Origin of the sequence: Oceaniferula marina, assembly GCF_013391475.1 — a bacterium.
Taxonomy (GTDB): Bacteria; Verrucomicrobiota; Verrucomicrobiia; order Verrucomicrobiales; family Akkermansiaceae; genus Oceaniferula; species Oceaniferula marina.
This window is the reverse complement of the sequence record NZ_JACBAZ010000003.1, coordinates 425,338-450,144: the sequence shown is the minus strand read 5'-3', so window position 1 is coordinate 450,144 and position 24,807 is coordinate 425,338. Positions and strand designations below refer to the sequence as shown.

At 53.7% G+C, this 24,807-nt stretch carries 2 protein-coding genes (1 of these 2 only partly in view); both read left to right on the top strand.

Annotated features, from left to right (window positions below; all coding sequences use genetic code 11):
* The first annotated feature begins 4 nt into the window (after positions 1-4).
* Positions 5-1,987: a preprotein translocase subunit SecA gene (locus tag HW115_RS09665; protein ID WP_178932415.1), complete on the top strand. Its 1,983-nt coding sequence runs from the start codon at positions 5-7 to the stop codon at positions 1,985-1,987.
* Positions 1,988-2,270: 283 nt separating this feature from the next.
* A protein-coding gene (locus tag HW115_RS09660; RefSeq protein WP_178932414.1) for an LEPR-XLL domain-containing protein crosses the window boundary here: on the top strand, positions 2,271-24,807 show its beginning. Its footprint extends 34,196 nt past the window's final position; only the first 22,537 of its 56,733 coding nucleotides appear in the window; the start codon lies at positions 2,271-2,273; its stop codon lies beyond the right edge, outside the window.

The following is a 24,807-nucleotide window of genomic DNA, read 5'->3' as shown; positions in this document are numbered from 1 at the left end:
CGATATGCCGATTGATGCCCCCAGCCGGTTTGAAAGATCCTTCTTTCAACAAAAAGCCAGTCCTGACCTCAAAGGCTTGGATTATCTGGCCAAGCGTACGCTGGGGAAATGGAAGCGGAGGAAGTCGATTTTGCGTCCCTGGTGGTCGATTGTTGATCGTGCGGTCATCTTGCGGGAAAACCTGGAAGAGCTGAGTAACGGGGAGCTCAACCGGAGGGTGAATGATACCCATTTGGATGTAACTCATGCTGATGCTCCGGATGCGGAGGCACTGGCGCTGATTTGTGAAATTGCCAGACGTGAGCTGGGATTAACTCCCTACCCGGTACAGATGCTCTCGGCCCTGGCCCTCATTCACGGGTATCTGGCTGAAATTGATACCGGTGAGGGAAAAACCTTATCGATCGCGCTGGCGGCGGCGTTTGAATCCTGGAAAGGAGAACCGGTGCATGTGGTGACGGCCAATGATTATCTGGCTGAGCGTGATGCCCGGACGATGCAGCGGTTTTACCTTCGTTTGGGGATTTCTGTGGCAGCGGTGACCGGAGAGACTCCCCCCGATCAACGACGGCTTGGTTATCAGGCTCATATCACCTACACCACGGCCAAGGAGGTGGCGGCGGATTACCTGCGTGACCGTCTCCAACTCGGTGAGTGGGAGCGTTCAGGCGAACGGCAGCATATGCGAAAATTTGTCAATGCGCCGGGCAGTGGTGTCCGTTTGACCCAGAGGGGCCTGTTTCGGGCATTGATCGATGAAGCGGACAACGGCTTGATTGATGAGGCGGTGACGCCGTTGTTGATCAGTCAGAAAATCGAATCTGAAGAATTGCAGGGCGCTTGCGTCGCTGCGTGGCGGATCGCTGAATTTTTACGTGAAGAAAGTGATTACGAGGTGGTTCGGGGTCGCCGGGAGGTTACCTTGACCGCGGACGGTGAAGAGAAAGCACTGGATCAGGATGATTTTCCGGATGTGCCGCTATGGCGCTGTCCACAGCGGCGGAAGCAGATGATCTTACTGGCGCTTGAAGCCCGTGAATTTTTTGTGTTGGGGACCCAGTACATTATTGAGGATGGCAAAGTGGTGATCGTGGACGAGAGTACGGGACGCCCGATGCCGGACCGCTCATGGAAACTCGGCCTGCATCAGATCATGGAGGCAAAAGAGGGCGTGGAAGTCACCCACCCGAGTACCACGATTGCCCAAATTTCCTTTCAGACGTTTTTCAAAAAGTACCGTCGGCTGTCGGGGGCCACCGGAACCGCACGGGAAATTGCGGATGAAATTTGGGTTACCTATGGGATCCCGACGATTCGTATTCCCAGGCATTTACCCAACATAGCGACTCGGAAAGCTCCATGTTTTTATCTGACGGAATCGGATAAGGAAGACGCCTTGCTCAAGGAAATCATTCGTTGTCACGAAGCGGGTCAACCGGTGTTGGTGGGAACCAGAACGGTAACATCCAGTGAGCGCTTGGGGCGCAAACTTAGTTTGAGGGAGATTGATCATGTCATTCTGAACGCGACACGTATTTCTCAGGAGTCTGGGATTGTTGCCAAAGCCGGAGGTCGCGGGCGTGTCACCATTGCGACCAACATGGCCGGGCGGGGAACCGATATTGAATTGGGATATGGAGTGGAAAAAATCGGAGGCCTCCACGTCATTGCCACTGAGCCTCATGAAGCCAGGCGGGTTGATCGTCAGTTGTTCGGACGTTCGGGCCGACAAGGTGACCCCGGATCTGTAAGTCGCCATTACGCCATGGATGACACCTTGTTTGAGACCTTTTTACCCAAATGGGTCCAGCGTTTGATGCAAGCGCCGGCTGATCAGGAAACCGGTCGGATGAAACTTCCAAGGTGTTGCCATCTCGCTTTGATTTATGTTCAACGTCGCGCAGAAAAATTGGCGGCTTTCCGGAGGAAACAGGTGAGCGAAAACGACCGGCAGCAGCGAATGTCGCTAGGCTTTGCTCGTGATTAATGGGTGAGGTTAGATTTTGGTAGAAGTGAAAATTGTCTAACCACGACTATTCCATGATCGCAAATGGATCGCGGATCGTCCTGTTCATGAACGAAAAATGATAGGGTGTAAAGTATACTGTCACTTATTCACAGTTACTCAGAAGTTATTCACAGAGCGCCCTAACGTGTTGATTTTATGCTGGTTGGAGCTGATGTTATTTACATTTCTTAAATGTTATTCACACTTTACTCACAATAATTATTGCCACTTGTTATTTGTTATGATCTGATGCCCGGGTTCCGTGATTAGTTTACCCCCAACTGACATTGTTAGCAAAGGACGTCGTAATGGCGTTTCTGGTAGCGCTGTGATGTCGTATGGAGTGGAGCAATTGGAGCCCAAAATCCTTTTATCGGCGGCACCTGTTGACGCTGGCCCTGAGTCATATGGCTTGTCTCCATTGGCGGCGGTTGATTCGTCCGCATTGGAGGAAGTTCACTTTGCTGATGTGGTGGAAGTGGAGGCGAGTGCGGAGACTTTCATGCCTCACGATGAGGAGATGTCGCTCCTGGGTGGAGGTGAGGCTTTTTCCTGGGATGATGCGGGAGCAACTGAAGAATCCTCTGGCTCTGACGCCGAAAATGATTCGGATGAAACGATCGTGATTGGCGAAACCCAGCGTCTGGATGGATCAGGAACAACGACCAAGGATTTACTGATTGAAGGCGAATTTGCCCCTGGGAACAGCCCTGGTGAGGTGCAGGTTGACAATTTTGAGACCTCCGGCTTGTTACAAATTGAGTTAGCCGGTACTGCGGCCGCTGAGTTTGACCGCGTGATTGCGACGGGCACCGCGACCTTGGGAGGAAAGCTGGAAATCTCCTTGATTGAGGGGTTTGAACCGCAGGTAGGTGATGAATTCCAGTTTATGACCTTTGCCGACCGCGAAGGAGATTTTGATGAAATCGAGGGCTTAAAGTTGAGTGAAACTTTAGCCCTTGTTCCTTTTGTGACCGATACCGGATATGTTCTTAAGACGGTGGGCGTGGGCGATCAAGCTGTGGTGGCTCTGGCTGATGGAGCCGATCTGATGGTGAATGCCGGTGACGAAGCCACCAATGACATTCTCGAAGATGCCCTTGCCAACCGCCAGGATCTTAGTTTGCTGACGGTGACGGATTTCTTTGGAACCATCACCCTGGGATCGACTCAATTGAGTGGCGAGTTTTCGGTGGATGTGGATGGTGATCAGTTGGTTTTTGGTGTCACGGATGGCACGATGTTGGTGGATGCCAACACCGATCAAGGGCTGTTCCAGGGAGATGAAGCCGGGCTGCGACTGCTCGATGTGGATGGTGTTTTTGCTTATAACCCGGACACGGAAGGGTTTGTTTTTTCTGCCTCGGGTGAGGTGAATGTTTACGGGTCGGATGTCGCGCTTGATGGTCAGGTTTCTGTGCTTTGGAATACCACCGGGCAGGATTTGGTCGATGAAGTGATTTCCTCCGGTAGCACCTCGATCAGTGTCACTGCGGCTGATGGAACAGCCGCCCTCAGTGGTGACGATGTCTCGCTTGATACTGAAGCGGCGGATCTGATTTTTGATTTTTCCATCGCCTTAAGCACGGCGGACCAGCAGGGGATCAACATTACCATTGAAGATGGATCGCTCGTTTTCTCGGATTCCCCCCGCATGAATGTTTCAGTCAGCGATGTGGATGGAGCTTTGACCATCGATTCAACGGGCAACACTGCCGTGACACTTTCAGGTATTCTCAATGCTGATTTGGTTGGCTTTGATGTCAGTCATGCCGCAGTGGATGTCAGTTATGCATCGGTCGACGGTCAGCGCCAATTCCAGGTCAGCACCCCTGACAGTGTGGCGGTTGCGATCCAATCGAATATCGGTCAGAGCAAGTTTACTTTCTTTGCCGAAGCGGTGGATGGTGGCGGGATGGAATTTCTCGTTGCTTTTGATGCGCTGTCCCTGGTGACGGATGCGGCCTCGGTCACGGACGCGAGTGGTGTTCTTTTGGGGAATATCAATGGTGTCGCGGGTGAGTTGTATGGCACGGCGGAGGTGCAAGCTGGCTCCGCTTTTGCGGCAGGTGCACGTTTACAAGTCCGCTTTAATACCACGAACCAGGAAGTCTCCCGCAGTCTGCCGATTGGTGACGGTGAGATGACCCTCAACTTTGGCCCTACCGAAGCATTGCAGGATTTCTTTGAAGTCACTGCGATTTCCGCTTTCTTTGAATTAGGTGATCGCATCCAGTACCGTGGCCCGATTTCCTTCAGTTCGGAATCTCTCAGAATCGATGGCGTGGATTACGATGTCAATGTCATCGCAGACAACAACGTCGAATTTTTCCTTGGTGTCGACCCTCTCATCCCCGGAGTGTGGGGGCTTGATCTGGATGCTTCCGGATTGTATGTCGCCAATGCCACGGTGGTGATTATTCATTTTACCCAGACCGATGATTACACGGTTGTGGTGAATGGTGATTTTGCCGCCCAAAACCTTGGTTCGGTTTCTGTGTCCGGCACCGGTCGTCTTGAGTTGAATCAATCGGGACTGGTGATTGATACCGTGCTTGAGCGCAATGGTAACCCTGCCGATGGAACCCGACTCTATTTCCCTACGGGCTCATCCGAGCTGACGGTTGACTTTGGTGCGCTGAATCTTGAAATCGACAACCAGACGATTTCGGGTGCCGCACGTGTCACGGCGGATACGGATTCTTTGAATGTTGCCTTTAACCAGGTCCAAGCCAGTTTTGCCGTTGGTTCCGGCTATCTCGGATTACGTGACGGTGTGGGCAATATCACATTTGCCAATGATGCGGTGTTTGGCGGTGTGACCGGATCGATCATTTCTTCCGGCTTTACCGATTTTACTTTTGCCGGAACTTTGTCAGCCGAGTTTAACTCCGGAGATTCCGCGGTGGCATCGACCACCGGCATCCGTTCGGTTGATCTTCCTGCCGGGCCGTTTGTTCGTCTCTCCGGATATGACTTAACGATCTCCACCCAGGGAGAATCCATCACCGGTGACTTTATCTTTGAAACTGGATCGATTGACCAAACCACCGGAGTGGTTTCCTCCGGGACGGGTCAGGCAGGTGACGAGCAGGTGCTGATTGGCTTGGCTGACAAGGTCCGCCTTTCCACTCATGGTCTTGATGCCGGACAGATGGACTTGTCCGGTGTGGCAGTCATTTCAGAATCTTTCCTCGCCACCCAACTTGCCGGGGCATTCCTCTACACGGAAAATGATATCCGGGTCGAAGGTGAGCTTCAGTTGGATGTTAATACCAGAGCAACGGATGTCACGGTGACCTCACCACGTGACGGAGCAAATACGGTGATCACTTCCGGTCCCCAGTTCCGTTTGCAGTCGGGTCACTTTGTGATCGATCTGCGTGCTGCCCAACTGGAAGGTAGTTTTGCATTAAGCACCTCATTGGTGGATGCGCAGCCGCTGCTCAATTTTGAGTTTCAGAATTTGACGATCAACTTTGGTGGTTTGCCAGGTGAGCCGCTGGTGCAGATGTCACTTCCCACCGGAAGTTTTGGCATTTCCAATAGTGGTGTCTTTGGCGACCTTTCCGGCTTGAGCGTGGTTGGCGGATCACTGGATTTGTCCGGCCTGCTTGATTTCCAGTTCAACACGATGGCTGTCGATTTCGGTGGTATCAGTGCCGGCGACTTTAGCTTGAGCGGTCCCAACCTGGACCTGACATTGGGAACCCTGGATTTCAGTGGAGCGATCGATTTCAGTCTGATCAAATCCGACTTGGTCGATTACTTTGACGGCATTGGTTTGCCGGATGCCCCACAATTCGAAGGGCTGGAAATTGGCTTCACCAATGTTGACCTCAGCCTGCCGGGTGGCGTTGGCAATGTCGCTGGTGTTGCCGGAGGTCTGGTCTTGCGCCGTTCTGGATTTGCAGGTCAGCTCAGCGGATCGGTTGCCATTAATACCCCGGACCTCAATCTCGCCGGTAGCTCGACATTAAAGATCAATACTTTCGATCAGGCCATTTTCTCGACACTCGAAATTGCCGATCAGTCGGTGACGCTCGATGTGCCGAGCGGTCCATATTTCTCGATCGATTTTGAAGACACGGCCTTCACGATGTTGGGTGCTTCATTGACGGGTGATCTTTCCTTGGTGCTCTCCTCAGGATTGACCTCCGAAGGCGTGGATGAGTTGCTGATTGCGGCATCGGATATTAACATCCAAGCGAACCTCGGAACCGGCTCCTATGAATTAACCAATCTGAGCGGTGTGCTCTTTGTCGATAGCTTGGGTGTCGCGGCTTCCTTCAGTGGGGGCATGGTGATCAACGGCATTCCGAATGTCAGCTTTGCGATCAATGGTGCCGATGTTGAGTTTAATACCCGCGGTCAGGCGCTGACGAAAGTTTTCCAGAACAACCAATATACTTTCCGCGCTTCCGACTATTTTGAGATCGATGTCGCCGGAGCCACCGCCACACTCGCCAACAACACCGTCAGCGGTAACTTCCTCTTTAGCTTTGACCCAAGTAGTGGATTGAATACCGGTGAATTTGTCGGTGCGGTGACCGACGGTCAACTTGCCCTCGGTCCCAATGCTGAAGCCAGCCTGAGTCATGGTGTCGGTGGATTGATTTTGAACGACACCGGACTGGCGGTCAGTTTCAGCGGTGATCTGGCACTCAACCTCCCTGACATTTCTGCCAGCGGCCAGTTCATTGCCGAGGTGAATACCACATCCGCTGCTGTCAATCGGACGATCTCAGCCGGAGGTGAAAGTTTCACCCTTGACCTTGCTGCTGGATCCTTGGTTGCCATCGCCGGTCTTAATTCCTCATTGATGGTGGGTGACCAGAGTCTCTCCGGTAACTTTATCATCGAGTCCCGAGCCAATGGAGACTTGATGATTGTGGCTGACGATATCAGCACGACAATCAGTGACGGCACGACTGACTTCCTTCAGATCGATGATGGCGCCGGTGCGATTTTTGCTTCCACCCAAGGAGCAGCCTTCGACCTCAGTGGCAGCCTCTCGGTTCTGGTTCCCAACGTTGCTGCCTCCGGTCATTTCCGGGTGGTGGTGAACACGATGCCAGGTGCGATCAACGAAACCATTTCTTTACGTGATGTGACCCGCTCGATTCAGATTCGTGCGGGGCCGGTGGTGCAAGTGATCGGAGTAAACTCCAATCTCATCGTTGCCGGACAAACATTGACCGGCACCTTCGATTTCCAAGCCAATAACCAAGGTGGAATGACCCTGACTGCCAGTGGAGTCAATCTGACTCTCAGTGCGAATGGTTTACCCCTTGTCTCCGTTACCGGTGCTTCCGGTGACTTCCAGCTCGATGCCTCAGGGCTCGACGGCGCCATTGTGGTCGGTTCCGTCAACTTTACCGTCCCTGGTGTAACGATCTCATCATCGACTGTTTCGGTTGAGATCAATACTAAGCCGGTAGCGATTCATCGTAGCGCTCAACTCGACGGCTCAAGTGTGACACTTGAAATGCCATCCGGTCCTTTTGTCCGTGTTTCAGCACTTGATGCCACGGTTCTCTTTTCTGGTCTGACCGTCGCTGGTAATGCCGCCGAACTCAGCGGTAACTTTTTCTTCGAGCAGTCCGACGATCTTCTGATCCTTGCCGCGTCTGAAGTAACGGCCGCAGTGGAGGTGAATGGTAGCGGTGCCTCCATGACCGATGGTGAAGGCGCCTTTGTGATTCGCGATACCGGATTGGCCGGTGTCTTAAAAGGCTCACTTGCCCTCGCAGTTCCGGGTCTGAATGCCGGTGCCGAACTCTTCCTGCGTATTAATAATACCGGAGCGGCTGTTGATGAAACCATTACCCTGGGTGCCAATGAACTTGAGATCGTATTTTCAACCAGCGAAGGTGATGTCTTCACGGTTGTTCTTTCCGACGCCAGCCTGACGATCGCCAATTTGATTTACGTGGAGGGCTCATTCAGTTTCACCAGCAATGGCAACCGTGAAGTAGTGGGAGCGACCGGAGTCGAGATCTTCATTGGCGAGGGACCTCGTTCGCTGGATGATGGATCGGCCAACCCACTTGCCCGCGGGTTCTTGTTATCGGATGCCACCTTTGCCGTTGTGAAATACACCGATGCCGGAGTGGTTAGTTATGCATTGCAGGCCACGGGTAATGTCGAAGTCATCGGCATCGATGGATTATCTCTCGGTGGAACGGTTACGCTGCGCTATAACTCATTCCAAGAGGCGATCAATGAATCGGTTTCAACAGGAGATGCCACGGCACCTGTTGTCATGGGCAACAGCGAAACAGCATCGATTTCCGGTGATGCCTTCTTTGAAATCGCCGGAGCCAATCTCGCTCTTGGTGTCGCAGGGCAGGCGATTGCCGCCAATATCAACATCAGCCGGTATCGCTCTAACGATCGCGAGGTGTTCCGTGCCAGCCTTGCTGATGGTAGTGCCTCCTTTACTTCCGGAGGAACGGACCTTTTAACTCTTTCCAACCTTCGTGGTGACTTGTTCCTCTTCGATGACGGCTTGGCAATGCAAGCTTCTGGCGACCTTGCTTTCGGAGTGGCATCGGTTTCTGCCAGTGGCTCGTACAGTTTACAAATCAATACCACGGGTAATCAGATCAATGAAACGTTCAACGTGGGTAATGTCACCCGTGGAGTGGAAATTGCGGCAGGTCCCTATCTCCGGATTTCAGGCATCGACACCCAACTGACGGTTGAGGGTCAAAGTATTTCCGGTACTTTCCTCTTCGAGCAGAATGCTGCCGGTGATGTGATTGCCACCGCAACGGAGGTGAATGCGATCTTTGGTGATGGAGCACTTGCCTTAAGTGATGCCGAAGGAATCATTGCGATCAATGCTGCCGGGTTGGCTGCCAATATCAGCGGCCATATCGCCATCAACGTGCCGGATGTCGCTATCACGGCTGCCCTGGATCTGAAAATCAATACACGTGCCACCGCAGTAAACGAAACGGTGGAAATCAATGGTGTTGAAAAAGCACTGCAGATTCGTGCTGGGCCGACGTTTGCTCTCGAAGCCTCACAAGTCTCAGTTGATATCGCGGGTCAGACACTGACGACTGATCTCATCATTGAGCAGACCAACACCGGTCTCACCCTTCTTTCCTTTAGTCACACCAGCCTCAACATTAACGCCTCCGGTCGCACCCTGGCATCTGTCCTTGATGCTTCAGGCGATTTCGAACTTTCTCAAGCCGGACTGGCAGGTCGTTTGACCATCAACACACTGCAGTTTGATCTTCCCGGCCTCTTCTTTAACGTCGGCACCGCCGAACTCCAGGTCAACACCCGCACCACTGAAGCAACGGTTGCCGGAGTGACTTTCCCTGCCGGACCATTCCTCCGCATTGCCCTGCTGTCTACGACGGTTGAACTTGGCAACCTTGAGGTGGGTGGCGTGCCAGCCCGACTCAGCGGTCACTTCTTCTTTGAACAAGTCGGTGGCATCACCCGGATTGCCGCAGCTGATGTCAGTGCCGCCATCGAAGTCAATGGCAGTGGTGCCAACCTTGAAAATGGGCGGGGTGCTTTATTAATCACCTCAACCGGCACAGCGGGTGTGATCGAAGGTGATCTGGCTGCCAGCCTGCCAGGTGTCTCCGCCGGGGCGACTCTCATTCTTCAGTTTAATAATACCGGCGGTGCGGTGGATGAAACGATCACCCTCGGTCCCGATAGCATCCAGCTTGAGTACGACGCCGGACAAGGGAACTTCTTCTCGGTGGCATTGGCCAACTTCAGCATCACCATTGCTGACATCATCACGGTGGAGGGATCACTTACCTTTACCTCCTCCAACGGCCGGGAAATTGCAGCGGGCACCGGGCTTTCTGTCTTTGTCGGTGATGGCCCAGCCACCCTTGAAGATGGAAGTAACAATCCACTCGCCCGTGGCTTCCTGCTTAGTAACGCCAAAGTGGGCTTGATTAAGTTGGGTGATACCTACGCGGTGGTTGCCTCGGGTCAGGTTCAGGTCATTGGCGTCAGCCACCTCGATTTGAGTGGCGAGTTGACCATTCGTCTGAACCAGTTTGGCGAAGCCGTCAGCCAGACGCTGCCAGTGACCGGAACATCGGAAACGGTCGTGATCGACTTTAATAGTTCCGAGGTCACCAATGGCGGTGAGGTATTCTATGAGATTACAGCCAGCGATATCCTGATCGATGCTTACGGTCAGAGCATGACGGCGGACCTTGCCATGCGCCGTATTTCACTGAACCGCAACGGTAGCACCGAAAATGCATTCTACTTGGGACTTTCCGATCTGAGTGCGGTCTTCTCTGACGGCAGCAATGAGCTGGTTTCACTCACCAATGGCAATGGCGATCTGTTGGTCTTTACCGATGGTTTGGCAGCACAGTTTGATGGGCAGCTTGATCTTTCGGTTCCACAGGTCAGTGCCACGGGCAACTTCAGCCTCGTCATCAACACCACAGGCACAGCGGTTGACCAAGCATTTACGATTGCCGGCAATTCCCGCTCACTGGTGGTCGAAGCCGGTCCTTTTGTCCGCATCGTGGGTCAGGGGGTTGCGTTGGTCATCGATGGTCAGACACTGAGCGGCTCATTTGGTTTTGAGCAAAATGCCGCGGGTGAAGTGCTGGTGCAACTAACTGACATCCGTGCTGCCTTCAGCGATGGTGGTTCTGACATTCTGGTATTTGAACATGGCAATGGTGTGATGTTGCTGACCGCTGAAGGCGCTGCCGCAGATGTTGCCGGTGACCTGATCCTCAACTTGCCCGATGTTTCCGCCAGTGGTTCTTTCCGCTTTCTTATCAATACGACCACCACTGCCGTCGACCGCACGATCAACCTGACCGGCACCGAGCAATCGCTGAAAGTGGCAGCGGGTTCATTGATCCAGGTGGTTGGACGTGATGTCAGTTTGAATGTGCTGGGCAATCAGATTTCCGGTAGTATCGGATTTCAGCAGGCTGCCGATGGTCGCGTCCTCGGTCAGTTGAGCAATGCCCGCCTCACCTTTAATAATGGCAGCCGCGATATTCTCGTTCTCGATCATGGCAATGGTGCCTTGGTTGCCACGACCGCCGGTCTCGCGTTTGAGTTTGGAGGTGACCTTACTCTGGATCTTCCGGACGTTTCGGTGACCGGTAGTTTTACCGTCGCGGCCAATACTTCAACCGCAGCAGTCAATGAAACCGTCAACCTCACCGGAACGCCCCAGACGCTGAATCTTCCCGCCGGTCAATACGTTCGCGTTTCCGGATCGGATGTTGCTTTGGTGATTTCCGGTCAGTCACTGAATGGTAATTTCACCTTCGAGCGCAGTAACGATGGCACGGTGATTGTGGCTGCCAGCGATGTCAGTCTTGCTCTTGGAAATGACTTTGTGACGATTTCCAATGGTGTTGGCGCGTTGGCACTGTTCGATGATGGTATTGCAGGTGGCATTGATGGCGACGTCGCTCTGAATGTCCCCGGAGTCAGCACCAGTTCCAGTTTCGGCATCCGTATCAACACAACGATCCGTGCCATTAATGAAGTCGTTGTGGTTAACAGCACCCCGGTTGCTTTAAGTGTTCCTCAAGGTCGCTTCCTCCGCGTGGAGGCCAATAATGCCCAGATCGAAATTGCCGAACAATCGCTGAGCGGTAACTTCTTCTTCGAACAGCGCGCTGATAACAGCGTCCGCTTTGCCGCTTCGGATGTCGAAATCAATATCGGCTCCGGAGTTGTTACGGTTTCCGGTGGTGCGGGTGATTTTGAAATTAACCAAGACGGCATTGTGGGTGGTCTCAGCATCCAAACCTTCAGCTTTAATGTTCCCGGAGTGACACTTGGCACGGGTGAGGTTCGTGTCGAACTCAACACACGGGCGCAGGAAGTTACCGGTGAGTTTAACTTTGGCACAGGACCTGAAACGATGACCTTGCCCGGCGGTCCTTACGTTCGGGTTGCCTTGCTTGATACCAGCCTGACACTGGGCGGATTGAGCGTTGGTGGATCGGCAGCTTCCTTGAGCGGTGATTTCTTCTTCGATCAAGCGGGTGGTGTTACCCGCCTTGCCATGAGCAACGTTTCGGCTGCGGTTGAAGTCGACGGCAGTGGCGCCACTCTCACCAATGGTGGTGGTGCTCTGGTCATCTTGCCAGCCGGTGTTGCCGGTGTGGTTCAGGGTGAGGTGGATGTTGCCCTGCCAGGAATCGATGCCGGAGCGACGATCTTTATCCGGATCAATAACACGGGATCGACCGTGGATGAAATTGTTCGCCTCGGTGCCCGTGAAATCACCGTTAGTTTCGGTGTGGGTGAAGAGACCCTGTTCCAAGTCACCTTGGATGGTCTTTCCCTCAATATTGCGGATGTCATCACCATCGAGGGATCCTTCAGCTTTGTTTCACGTGGTGATTTACAAGTGGCTGCCGGACAGAATGTGACGATCTTTATTGGTGAGGGACCTGCATTCCTTGCCGATGGCACACTCAACTCGGAAGCCCGCGGTATCCTGATTGACCAAGCGGTGGTTGGCATCGTGAAACTGAATGATGCAGCTGGCACACTTTACGCCGTTTCTGCTACCGGACGCGTTCAGGTGGTGGGTCTTCCTGAGATCACGCTCGAAGGAACCGTGACTGTCAGAATCAACCAGCTGGATCAAGCGGTTGATCAGACGATCGTCTTCCCGGGTGAAACGGAAAATGTTGATGTTGTTTTCTCCGCCGCAGAAGTGGCAACGGTGACGGCTCCCTTTATCGAGATCGAAGCGCTGGGAGTGCTGATTGATGTTTCCGGTCAGTCGATTTCCGGTGACCTTGCCATCGGCCGTTATAAAGATGCCAATGATGCGGACATCGTCAGACTTTCGCTTGCGAATGGTCGTGCTGCCTTTGGCTCCGATACCGAAGAGATCTTGATTCTTGAAAATGCCGAGGGTGATATCTTGTTGCTCACCGATGGTGTCGGACTGGCAGTGACCGGTCAGCTTCGTTTTGAAGTTCCCCATGTTTCAACCAGCGCTGACTTCACCCTCGAAGTGAATACCACCACCGCACCGATCAACGAAAGTTACACGGCGTTTGGTCAGTCGAGATCGCTGGTGCTTCCTGTGGGTCCCTTCCTTTATATCGCCGGTGACAATGTTGCCGTGAACATTGCCGATCAGACACTGACCGGTAACTTCAGTTTTGCCCAGCACGCCGATGGCAGTGTGCAGGTGACGGCAACGCAGGTGGATATCACCCTGACGGCTAACGGGTCCAACGTCGTGGTGGTGGATAACGCTGCGGGCGATTTTGAAATCACCACCGACGGCATTGCTGGAGCACTTGCGATTTCCTCGATTGCCGTAACGATTCCGAATGTGACGTTTACCGTGGGTGAAACCTATCTTCAGCTCAATACCCGTTCGGTGGCTGTCAGCCGCGACATCGACCTTGGCTCCGGACTAGAGACGGTCGATTTCCCTGCCGGTCCATTTGTCCGTGTGGCAGTGCTCGATGTCACCCTGGCACTGACCGGTCTGAGCTCCAGTGGATCTCCCGCTGCCATTTCCGGTAGTTTCTTCTTTGACCAAGTAGGCACTGTGACCCGTGTGGCTGCCACCAACGTTACGGCATCGGTTGATATCAATGGCTCCGGCGGTTCACTGATCGATGGCGAAGGGGCGATTATCATCACCGACACCGGTGTGGCCGCAAGCATCAGCGGAACACTTCAAGCCAGTGTCCCAGGCTTGGATGCCGGAGGCACTCTGATTTTACGCTTCAACAACACGGGCGCAGCCGTCAATGAAGAGATTGAGATTGGCGCTGACCGGATCAAGGTGATCTTCACCGATTCCGAGGGCAACTTCTTTGGTGTCGCACTCGTCGGGGCAACCCTCAACATTGGCGACATCGTCACCATCGAAGGTAATGTTTCCTTCGTCGACAATGCCGGTCGCCAGGTCGCGGCAGGAACGGAGCTCACTCTCTTTATTGGAGAAGGTCCTGCGAAGTTAGAAAATGGTGACATCAATCCATTCGCCCGCGGACTTCTGATTAACAATGCCACCTTGGGCTTGGTCAAACTCGACGGTCCTAGTGGTCCACTCTACGCACTGGAAGCCAATGGAGATGTGCAAGTGATCGGTATTGCTGACCTGACCTTACAGGGAACCATCCGGGTCCGGGTCAACACCTTCAATGAAGCGGTCACCGAGACGATCGGCATCCCCGGCACCGAGCAGTCGGTGACCGTGAACTTCGATGCAAGTCAGGTCGCAGGTATCAATGGTCCTTATGCCTTGATCGAAGCCGTGGGTATTACCCTGCAAGTGGCAGGTCAGTCGATGGTTGCCGACCTTTCGGTCAACCGTTACCGCTCCGACCGGAACAACACACCGGCAAACAGCACGGACGACATCGAAGTGCTCCGCTTGAGCCTGCGTAACGTCAACGCCTCCTTTGGTTCCCTGACTGAAAACTATGTGACCTTGTCGGGTGGCACGGGTGACTTCCTAGTGCTTCCTGAAGGTTTGGCTGCCGAAGTGCAGGGCACGATCACGGTTGATGTTCCCAATGTTTCCGCCACCGGCAATTTCTCTCTTCTGATCAACACCACGGGTGAAGCCATTGCTGAGAGCTATGATGTCTTTGGTGTGTCACAAACGATGACCTTGCCAGTCGGTCCTTATTTCCAGATTGCCGGAACGGGTGTTGAGTTGACGATCGCCGGTCAGCAACTCGGTGGTGATTTCACCTTCGAACAAAATGCCGATGGCTCGGTTCGGGTGGATGTGGAAAATGCCTTCCTTGATCTGAAATCCGAAGGCGTGACCATCATTTCAGTGACCGATGGATTTGGCACTTTCCTGATTGATGGCACGGGTGTTGCCGGAGGCATCAGCGTTGGCACCTTTACGCTCGATGTGGAAGGGGTGACCTTCACGACGGACAAAGTAACCGTGCAGGTGAATACACGTGCCGTGACCGTAACCGATGAATTTATCCTCGGTGCCGAAGGCGCCCAGACACTGACCTTGCCCGCCGGACCTTATATCCGTGTTGAAATCCTGAACGCTTCTCTGACGATCGATGCCCTTCCCGGTGCCAGCCTCAGCGGTAACTTTGCCTTCGACCAAGCTGGTGGCATCACCCGTCTCGCTCTCAGCCAGGTCACCGCTGAAGTGACCGTCAATGGTGAAGGTGCCCGTCTCATTGATGGTGCCGGAGCTCTGGTGATTACTGCCAATGGACTTGCCGGAACGGTGCAAGGTTCACTGAATGTCGCACTTGGTGGTCTTGAAGCCGGCGGTGACCTTTACCTCCGTATGAACAACACCGGCGGTGCAATCGACCAGACCATCACACTCGGAACCGATACCTTCCAGATCAACTTCAGCGCTGCCGAAGGCATGGTCTTCTCCGTCGCACTTGCCAATGCCAGCTTGAACATTGCCGATCTGGTTTTGATCCAAGGTTCCTTCAGCTTCACAAGCCGGGGTAACTACCAGATTGCCGGAGGAACTGACCTGCTGATCTTTATCGGCGAAGGGGTGCCACAACTTGCCGACGGTAGCTTTAACCCGAACGCCCGCGGGCTTCTGATCACCGGTGCCACCATCGGATTGATCAAAGTCGATAGCCCAAGCGGCTCACTTTACGCACTTGAAGCTAGCGGAACCATTTCCGTGTTGGGTATTGCCGACCTCGATCTTAGCGGAGAAATCTCGATCCGTCTCAATACCATCACCGGTGACATCCTTCCCAGCATCAACGAGTCGATTTCAATTCCGGGTCTCGATGCCCCAATCAACATCAATTTCTCTGGTGCCGATGTGCCAAGCATTGGTGATGGATTGTTCTTTGAAATCGCCGCACCCAACATTTCCTTCGAAATCGCCGGCCTCAGCATCAGTGCTGATCTCAACTTCTCCCGTCCAAGTGTTGACCTTGGTGGTGGTATCAGTGAGTTGGCAATCGGCATTTCGCTGAGCAATGTCAGCACCAGCATTGGTGACGGACTGCTGACCTTGGATAACGGCTTTGGTGATATCCTGATTCTTTCCGGTGGCATCGCTGCCAACATTGGTGGCACCGTGGGAGTGAACGTTCCAGGACTGACACTAGGTGGTGCCTTTGAACTTCAGATCAACACCTCGGGAGTTGATTTGGATGTCGATTTCGATGTGCAAGGAGCATTACGTGAGATCAACGTGCGTGCAGGGCCGTTTGTCCAGATTAGCGGTTCAAATGTCTCGATCGATATTGCCGGTCAGACACTTTCAGGGAACTTTGATTTTACTCAGCTGGCTGACGGATCGATCATTGCTTCCTTCTCCGATGTTTCTCTTGCCCTTGGTCCTCCAGCCAGCCCGTTCCTCACGGTGAGTGGAGGTGTGGGTCAATTTGAGGTGACCGCCGCAGGTATCGTCGGTGCTCTTAGCATTGGAAATATTGCCGTCACCATCCCGAATGTTTCACTGAGCACCGATCAGGTAAGGATTGAGATCAATACCCGACTCACCGAAGTGACCCGTGAGTTCTCCCTCGGTGACGGGCTTGAAACTCTCACTTTGCCAGCTGGTCCATTTGTTCGCGTGGCGGTTCTGGGAGCTAACTTGACACTGGACGGACTGGGTGCCAATGCCGTGCTTGCCGGCGACTTCTTCTTTGAGTCATCACCGACCCTGACCCGTGTTGCGATGGCGAATGTGACGGTTGCCGTTGATGTCAATGGACAAGGAGCCAGCCTGATCAATGGACAAGGTGCACTGATCCTTCTTCCTACCGGAGTTGCCGGAACCCTGTCCGGTGATCTTGCCGTAACTGCCGGTGATCTCGATGCCGGTGGCACCCTGATCCTGAGCGTCAATAACTCCGGTGTCGTGGTGGATGAAACGATTACCCTCGGCGCTTCCACTATTAACGTCTTCTTCGGTGAGGGTGAAGGCATGGTCTTCTCCGTTGCGCTCGCCAATGCTTCGTTGGTGATTGGTGACATCATTCTTCTGGAAGGCTCATTCAGCTTCACGGATCGAGGCAATGGCATTTCAGTGGTCGCTGGTTCAGGTCTCCGCCTCTTCATTGGAGAAGGTCCAGCAACATTGGCGGACGGATCGATTAATCCATTTGCCAAAGGGTTACTGATCGACAATGCCAACCTTGGACTCATCAAGATCACCGAAGGCACTGCCACCCAATACGCTATCGATGCCAGCGGTGATGTCAGTGTGGTTGGTTTGCCTGACATCACACTCAGTGGCACCGTTCGGGTCCGGGTGAATAGCTCGAATCAAGCGGTTGATGAAACCATCACCATCCCCGGCACCAGCCAGAGTGTGAATGTTATCTTTGCTTCAGACCAAGTGGCGAATGCCGCAGGTGAAGCCTATGTTTCCATTGTTGGCTTGGGCGTCACGATTGGTATTGGCGACAACGTCATCACTTCAGACATCACGGTTCAGCAGAGCCTGCGTGACGTCAATAATACACCATTCAATCTTAACGATGACCGACGCGAGACACGTTTGCTCCTTGCCAATGCTTCACTGAAGATCAGCAATGCTGGCACGGATTACGTCACGGTCACTGATGGCTTTGGTGACCTGCTGATTACCGATGTCGGGTTGGTGGGCGCGATTGGTGGCAGCTTTGCTCTCAACATCCCGGGGGTTGAACTCAGTGGTGATTTGAACATCCTGCTTAACACCACCGGTGAAGCTTTCACCGAAGAGTTTGTGGTTGCTGCCGATGGTACGACCCGCCAGGGCATTGAGGCAGGAAACTTCTTCCAGCTTTCCGGAACGAATCTCAGCATCGAGATTGCGGGTCAATCGCTCTCTGGCAATGTTTTCCTAGGCAATGAAACGCTCGCTGATGGATCGACGATCACACGCCTTGGCTTGTCGCACATTTCCGCCAGCTTTGGTGATGGCACCACGAACTTCCTCGAACTCAGCAATGGATCGGGAATTCTTCTGGTTACTCCTGAAGGGGTTTCCGGTCAGTTCTCCGTATCGGTTGCTACCAACCCCTCACTGGCATTCACCCTGAATGTGGATGAGCTGCAAGTTGCAGTGAATACCACCCCAGCCGCTGTGTTTGAAACCATCGAACTTGCTGGAGAAACGCTGATCCTTGATCTGCCCGCCGGTCCTTATTTCCGGGTTGCAGCCATCGGTGCCGAAATCGTCATCGCCGACCAACGCCTGACCGCTGACGTTTCCTTCCAGCAAAGCACGGTCAACGGTGCCACGGAAACCCGCGTGGTCATTACCCGTGCCGGTTTGAATCTCGGACCAGCCAACGATCCGTTCCTGACGCTGAGCAATGGTTCCGGTGTCTTGCTTCTGAAGAGTTATACGGATGCCTCCGGTGCCGCTGCCAGTGGTTTGGTTGGAACCATTACCGGCACGGTTGCCCTCAATGTCCCGGGAGTGAGCTTCAGCGGAACACTCGGGTTGGAAATCAATCAGACTCCGAATGTGATCAACGAGGTCTTTGAGTTGGGTGGTGAAACCATCGCCGTTTCACTTCCTGCCGGTCCGTTCTTCCGTGTCTCCGCCAAGGATGCTGAATTGATTGTTGCGGGTCAGAGCCTTTCCGGTGACTTCGCCTTTACCCAGACAGCAGAGGTCACCAGCATCGAGATCAGCAATGCTGAAATGAACCTCGGTGATGGACTGCTCAATATCACCGTCGATGCAGGACGTATCGATCTCTTCGCCGATGGTGTCAGTGCCTCATTCCTCGCGGGTGTTAGCTTTGGTATCGAGGGTGTTGAGCTCTCCGTTTCTGAGTTGATGCTCGATATCAATACCCGGACATCCGCCGGAGCTCAATTTGTCCGCGTTTCTGCGGATGATGTGGTGCTGTCGGTTCCTGGTCTCGACATCCGCGGTGATGTTGACTTTGAGCAAGTGACGGTGGGAGCCCGCAATGTCGTTCGTATCGCGATCAATGAGCTTTCCGTGCAGATTGGTGATTTTGTTAATGTGCAAGATGCCTCGGCACAATTGCTGATCTTACCTGAAGGGGTTGCCGGTCAGATTGTGGTGAGCCAGAACCCGTTCAGCATTCCGGGTCTCGACTTCACGGTGGATCAAGTGACGGTGCAGATTAACTCGCTGCCATTTGCCGTGACACCAGAGTTGACCGCCTTTGCTGGCAACCCAGGATTCAACCTTCCTGTTGGTCCGTTTGTCCGGGTTGAGGCACTTAATGCCCGTCTGGCTCCTGCCGGACTTGAAGTGGGTGGCACGGATGTTTCCCTGCAAGGTGACTTTGTCTTTGAACAGAGCGGATCGGGAGTGAATGCGGTGACGATGTTGGGAGCCAGCAATGTGACCGCCAGCATTCAGTTCAATGGCGAGGGTGCTACCTTTGTCGATGGTCAGGGAGCCTTTGTGATCACCAATGGTGGCTTTGCCGGTATGTTGACCGGTCGCGCTGATCTTTCTCTTGGACCCATCGATGCCGGTGGTGATTTAGCCCTCCGCATCAATAACACGGGTGGCGCAGTCAATGAAACGATCCTCATCGGTGGCACAAGCATTCCGATCGTCTTTAGCGCCAACGAAGGAATGGCATTTGATATTTCGATCTCCGATCTGACCATCAACATTGGTGACTTTGTAACTATCTCAGGCAATGTTGCCTTCTCCGATGGCACGATCAATGTGGGTGGCAATGATGTTGCTGCCAAAACCTTCGCCGGTGAGGACTTGGAAATCTTCCTTGGTCAAGGACCGTTACGGATCGGTGATGAGTCGATTAACCCACTCGCCAAAGGAGCTCTCCTCACGAATGCCCGCATCGGTCTGATCCAGATCGCCGGAGCAACGGAAAATGACCCAACAACCTTTGCCTTGGTTGCCACCGGAACCATTGAGTTGATCGGTGTCGATGGCGTCACTATTTCTGCCGAGGCGAGTGTTCGAGTCAATACGACGGGTCATGCCATTTCTGAGGTGCTTACGATTGCCGGAAGTACCGGTCCTGGAGTGGCGGTGACATTTGTCGATGGCGCTGAGGTCAAACAATTTGAAGCCATCAATGCGACGCTCGATATCATGGGGCAGAGCCTCACCGGTGATTTCTCCTTCAGTCAGGCTGTGACCGAAGGACCTGACGGCATCTTTGGCACAGCCGATGACGGATCGACGCTGACGATTGCGGCCGCCAATGTAGGTATCACTCTGGGCTCAGCCACCGCCGGTGTCGCGATTGTGAATGCTTCCGGCGTCCTGATCGTGACCGAGGCTGGCATCGCTGGAACCATCAGTGGTGGTGTTGATGTCAGAATTCCGGGAATCATCTTCCAAGGTATTGGCACTCCCGAGGCAACCTTTGAAGTGTCGATCAATACGACACCTGACGCTGTCGATCAGAGCTTCATGGTGGGCGCCTCACAGGTGGACATTAATCTGCCTGCTGGTCAGTTCTTCCGTGTGGAAGCTGCGGCCCGACTGATTGTTGCCGGTCAGAGTATCCAAGGACGCTTTGCGATTGAGTCGACCACCAATCAAACCACGGGTGCCAGCCTGTTGACCATCCGTGCTACCGAAGTTGAGTTTGCCCTGACCTCCGGAGGATCGGATATTGTTTCGCTGACCAACGGATCGGGTGCTCTGGTCATTTCCGATGCCGGTCTTGCCGGTGAAATCAATGGCACGATTGGTATCGACCTCGGACCGGACGTTTCGGTTAGCGGTGACTTCTCACTTCGGATCAACAATACCAATGCCGCGGTCAACCAAGACTTTGTCATCGCCGGTCAGACCTACACCTTGGAACTGCCATTTGGTCCTTATGTGCGAATTGAAGCAAGCAACGTTCAAGTCAACCTCTTCGGTCAGACGCTTTCCGGTGATGTTGCCTTTGAGCAAGTGCAGTCACTGGGTGCAGATGGACTCCCCGGAGGAACCGGTGAAGACTTCGACTCTCAAATCGTCCGTGTTGGCTTTAACAACGTCGCCATCAATTTGGCTGACGGGCTGCTGACATTGGATAACGGCACGGGGCTCTTTGTCGTCACGGCTGCCGGACTGGCGGGTCGGATTTCCGGTGATGTGCATCTCGGCGTCGAAGGCATTTCCCTCGAAGGTGGACTTACCCTTGAGGTGAATAACACAGGCGCCGCAGTGGATGAAACGCTGCGCGTCGGATCAGCCACTTTGAATTTACAGATTGATGCCGGTCAGACGTTCCGCGTTGCCGGTGACGATGTTACCTTGGTCATTGCCGACCTCCGCTTGAAGGCTGACTTTGAAATCACCGAAACCACCCTCACCAGCGGTGCCAAAGCGCTCAGCGTGACCGTCACGGATCTGAGCTTCGGCATTGGTGGCACCGAGACCGAACCCATTATCGGGGTGACGGTTGCCTCTGCCCAGTTCCTCTTCTTGCCTGACGGAGTGGCCGCTTTGGTTACAGGCATCGTGCCGATCCTCAACGTTGATGGTGTCACTCTCGATGGCACGGTCGACTTTGAACTTAACACCACCGCCAGCAATCATCTGGGAGTTGCCGCCAACACGGTGCGCCTCAATGTGACCCAGGCTGAAATCTCCGTTGCGGGTCAGACGATCAAAGGCGACTTCAGCTTTGAGCAGGTTACCAACCCTGTTGAAAATACCAGTATCATTCGTGTCGCCGTTGCCAATGCTGAGATCTCGATTGGAACCGCAGATGCCGGACTTCGTCTCACCGAGGGATCCGGACTCTTCCTGATCACTTCTTATGGCTTTGCCGCTGAAATCTCCGCACGGGTTGAAATCCTGCCAGCAGATGCCCTTCGCATTGAAGGTAAGCTGACACTTCAAATCAATACCACCGGTAATGCCATTGAGGAGTCCTTCCGCGTCGGAGCTGCGACCCGCAGCCTTGAGTTACCTGCCGGTCCGTATTTCCGCCTCGAAGGGAATGACATTATCCTCGCTGTCGCCGGTCAGCGACTGAGCGGTAACTTTGTTTTCGAAAGTGTTGTTTTGGATCGTGGCACTCTTGTGGATGATCCATCCGATGACACCACTGCGATCCGGATTGCCATCACCGATGCCTCGCTGGGTCTGGGTGATGGTGATCGCGAATTCATCAGCCTCACCAATGGCGAAGGATATTTCCTGATCATTAGCTCACCGAATCCAACCGGCAATGGGGTTGCCGGCCAGTTGAGTGTTGATGTTGCAACCGACCTTCCTGGTATTGAATTCAGTGGCACACTCACACTTGAGTTGAACCAGACAGGTCGCGCAATTGATGAACAATTTGTGGTCAACAACATCACCCAGCAACTTGAGCTCGATGCTGGAAATTACTTCCGTGCTGGCGGCACCAACCTGTCATTGGAAATTGCCGGTCAGACACTCCGAGGTAACTTTGCCTTTGAACAACGCGATGAGGCTGGTGAGCAAGTCACCATCCTCAGTTTTGATGACGTTTCTCTCGGACTCGGTGATGGCACCACTGATTTTGTCAGTGTTACATTGGCGAGCGGTGAGCTGACATTGCGCAGCACAGGCGTGACTGGCAACTTCACCGGTGTGATTGCGCTGAATGTTCCTGATGTGACGATGTCCGGCACCGCCACCGTGACCTTCGATACGGCAGCCAATGAATTTAAGGTTGAGGTTGCCGGGGTGCTGATCAACGTGATGTCACAGCAGGTGACTGCGGATCTGGTCTTGATCGAGCAAGTGACCTTGGCGAGTGGTGAGCAGGTGGTCCGACTCTTGGTCACTAACTTCCGCCTTGCCCTGAATGATGGCACCAATGATATCATCGTCGTCACCGCCGCCTCCACAGCTTTGGTGGTCAATTCCCAAGGGCTCGGACTGCGGGTAGCCAATGCTGGCATCAGCGCCTCCCTGGGAGATAGCCTCAGCCTGGATGTGACGGATGCTAGTTTCCTTTTAAATACGACTGGGTCAGAAGTCGACCTGGGTGACGGCTTAGGCGTTCTGCCTGCCGGTCCTTATGTCCGTGTGGAAGTGGTTAGTGGAGCCCTTAATGTCGGACCCGTTGCCATTGTCGGTGGATTTGTCTTTGACCAGACCACTGATGGAACGACAGGTGAGATCACAACAAGGATCGCGATTGCAGATGCCGCCCTCAGTGTCGGTGGTGAAGATGTTGCCGCAGCCGAAGGATTTGTGGTTCTCTACGCCGATGGTATTGCCGGTAACTTGGTCGGTAGCCTCAGCGTGGGTGAAGAGGGTGGAGATGTAAGCCTGGGTGCCTCGGTCAATGTGCTGATTAACACCACCGGTCGTTCGGTGGATGAAAGCATCATGTTAGGTGAGCGTGAGTTTGTGATTGATCTCGCTCCTATTACGACCAACGGAGGTATCGAGGTGCAGGTTTCAGCATCCTTTGCCATTGGTGATTACATTCTGGTAGAGATCGATAACGGTTCGATTGAGAGTGGCTCCGGTGTTGTCTTTGTTGGTAATGGTCCAGCCTTCATCGGTGATGACCCTGCGACACGTGAAATCAACCCTGCTGCCCAAGGCTTCTTGCTGACCGATGCCCGCTTTGCCCGCTCCGCCGATGGCGAAACCTTCGTCGGTGAAGGTGTGGTGCAGGTGATTGGTCTGGAAGGCTTCTCCCTCAGTGGTCGTGTTCGCGTTGTCTATGCCTCCACCGCTGGAGTGGGTCGTTCTCTGGAACTGCCATCAACCTCCAGTGGGCTTCCTGCTGACATCGTGGTGGTGCCTGACACACCGACAACGACGGTAACTGTAGACGACTTTGACCTCAACATTGCAGGTCAGATGGTCTCGGGTGACTTCCGGTTCACCATGACCGAGGAATTCATCGAGATCGGTATCACAGATCTCAGTGCGAGCTTCGGCGCCAGCACCCGTGATGCTCAGAATAACGAGATCTTTACTCCTTACATCACACTGACCAGTCCGGCATCGACTCTTCGCTTTAGCTCTGCCGGCTTCGCTGGAATCATTGAAGGCACACTGAACTTCAACCTTCCGACTCCAGACATCGACTTTGGTTCCGGCATCACTGCCAAACTGGAAATCAACACCACTCCAACATCCCAGACTCTTGATGTTGGGGGAGTGGCAACGACACTGCCAGCCGGACAGTTTATCCGGATCACAGCAACGATCCCGCAAGTAGTGATCTTCGGCCAAGAGTTGGGTGGCACCTTCAGCTTTGAGCAAACCGAGGGCGAGATCACCCAAGAGGCGCGCGATCGAGGCTTGACCGCACCGAAGTTTATCAAGATTGGCGTCACCAACCTGAATATCTTCCTCGGTGACCGTGGTGGAGCAGGGGATGCTGATGACGCCGGACTTTCGATCACCAATGGTGAAGGTGCCTTTGTTATCACTCCAGCCGGCTTCGCTGGACAAGCCAGTGGCACGGTGGCTCTGACCGTCCCAGGTGTTGATCTTGGGTTCAGCGGTCACTTTAGCCTTCGTATCAACACCGGCACCGAGGCGGTGCAAGAGGTGGTTACTATCGGAACCCGCGTGGTTAACCTGAACATCGCCGCCGGACCATATCTCCAGGTGGCAGCGACTGGACTGGAGCTAAACATTCTCGGTCAGACACTGAGCGGTAACTTTGTCTTTGAGCAAGTCACTGAAGGTGGACAGCAAATTCTCCGCATTGCCGCCAGCGATGTCTTTATCGGCATTGGCGATGGTTCACAGAATTTGATCAGCATCAGCCAGGGACGCGCAGCGATCCGGATTGATCAAAATGGTATCGCGGGTGCCATCAGCGGTAACTTCACAGAAAGCATTCCCGGCATCACGATCGCAGCGAACATGTCGCTTCTGTTCAACACCGGCACAGTAGCCGTGACCGAGACCATCC

Coding starts and splice junctions, on each gene's coding strand:
- HW115_RS09665 (WP_178932415.1), top strand. CDS start 5: ATGCCGATTGATGCCCCCAGCCGGTTTGAAAGATCCTTCTTTCAACAA.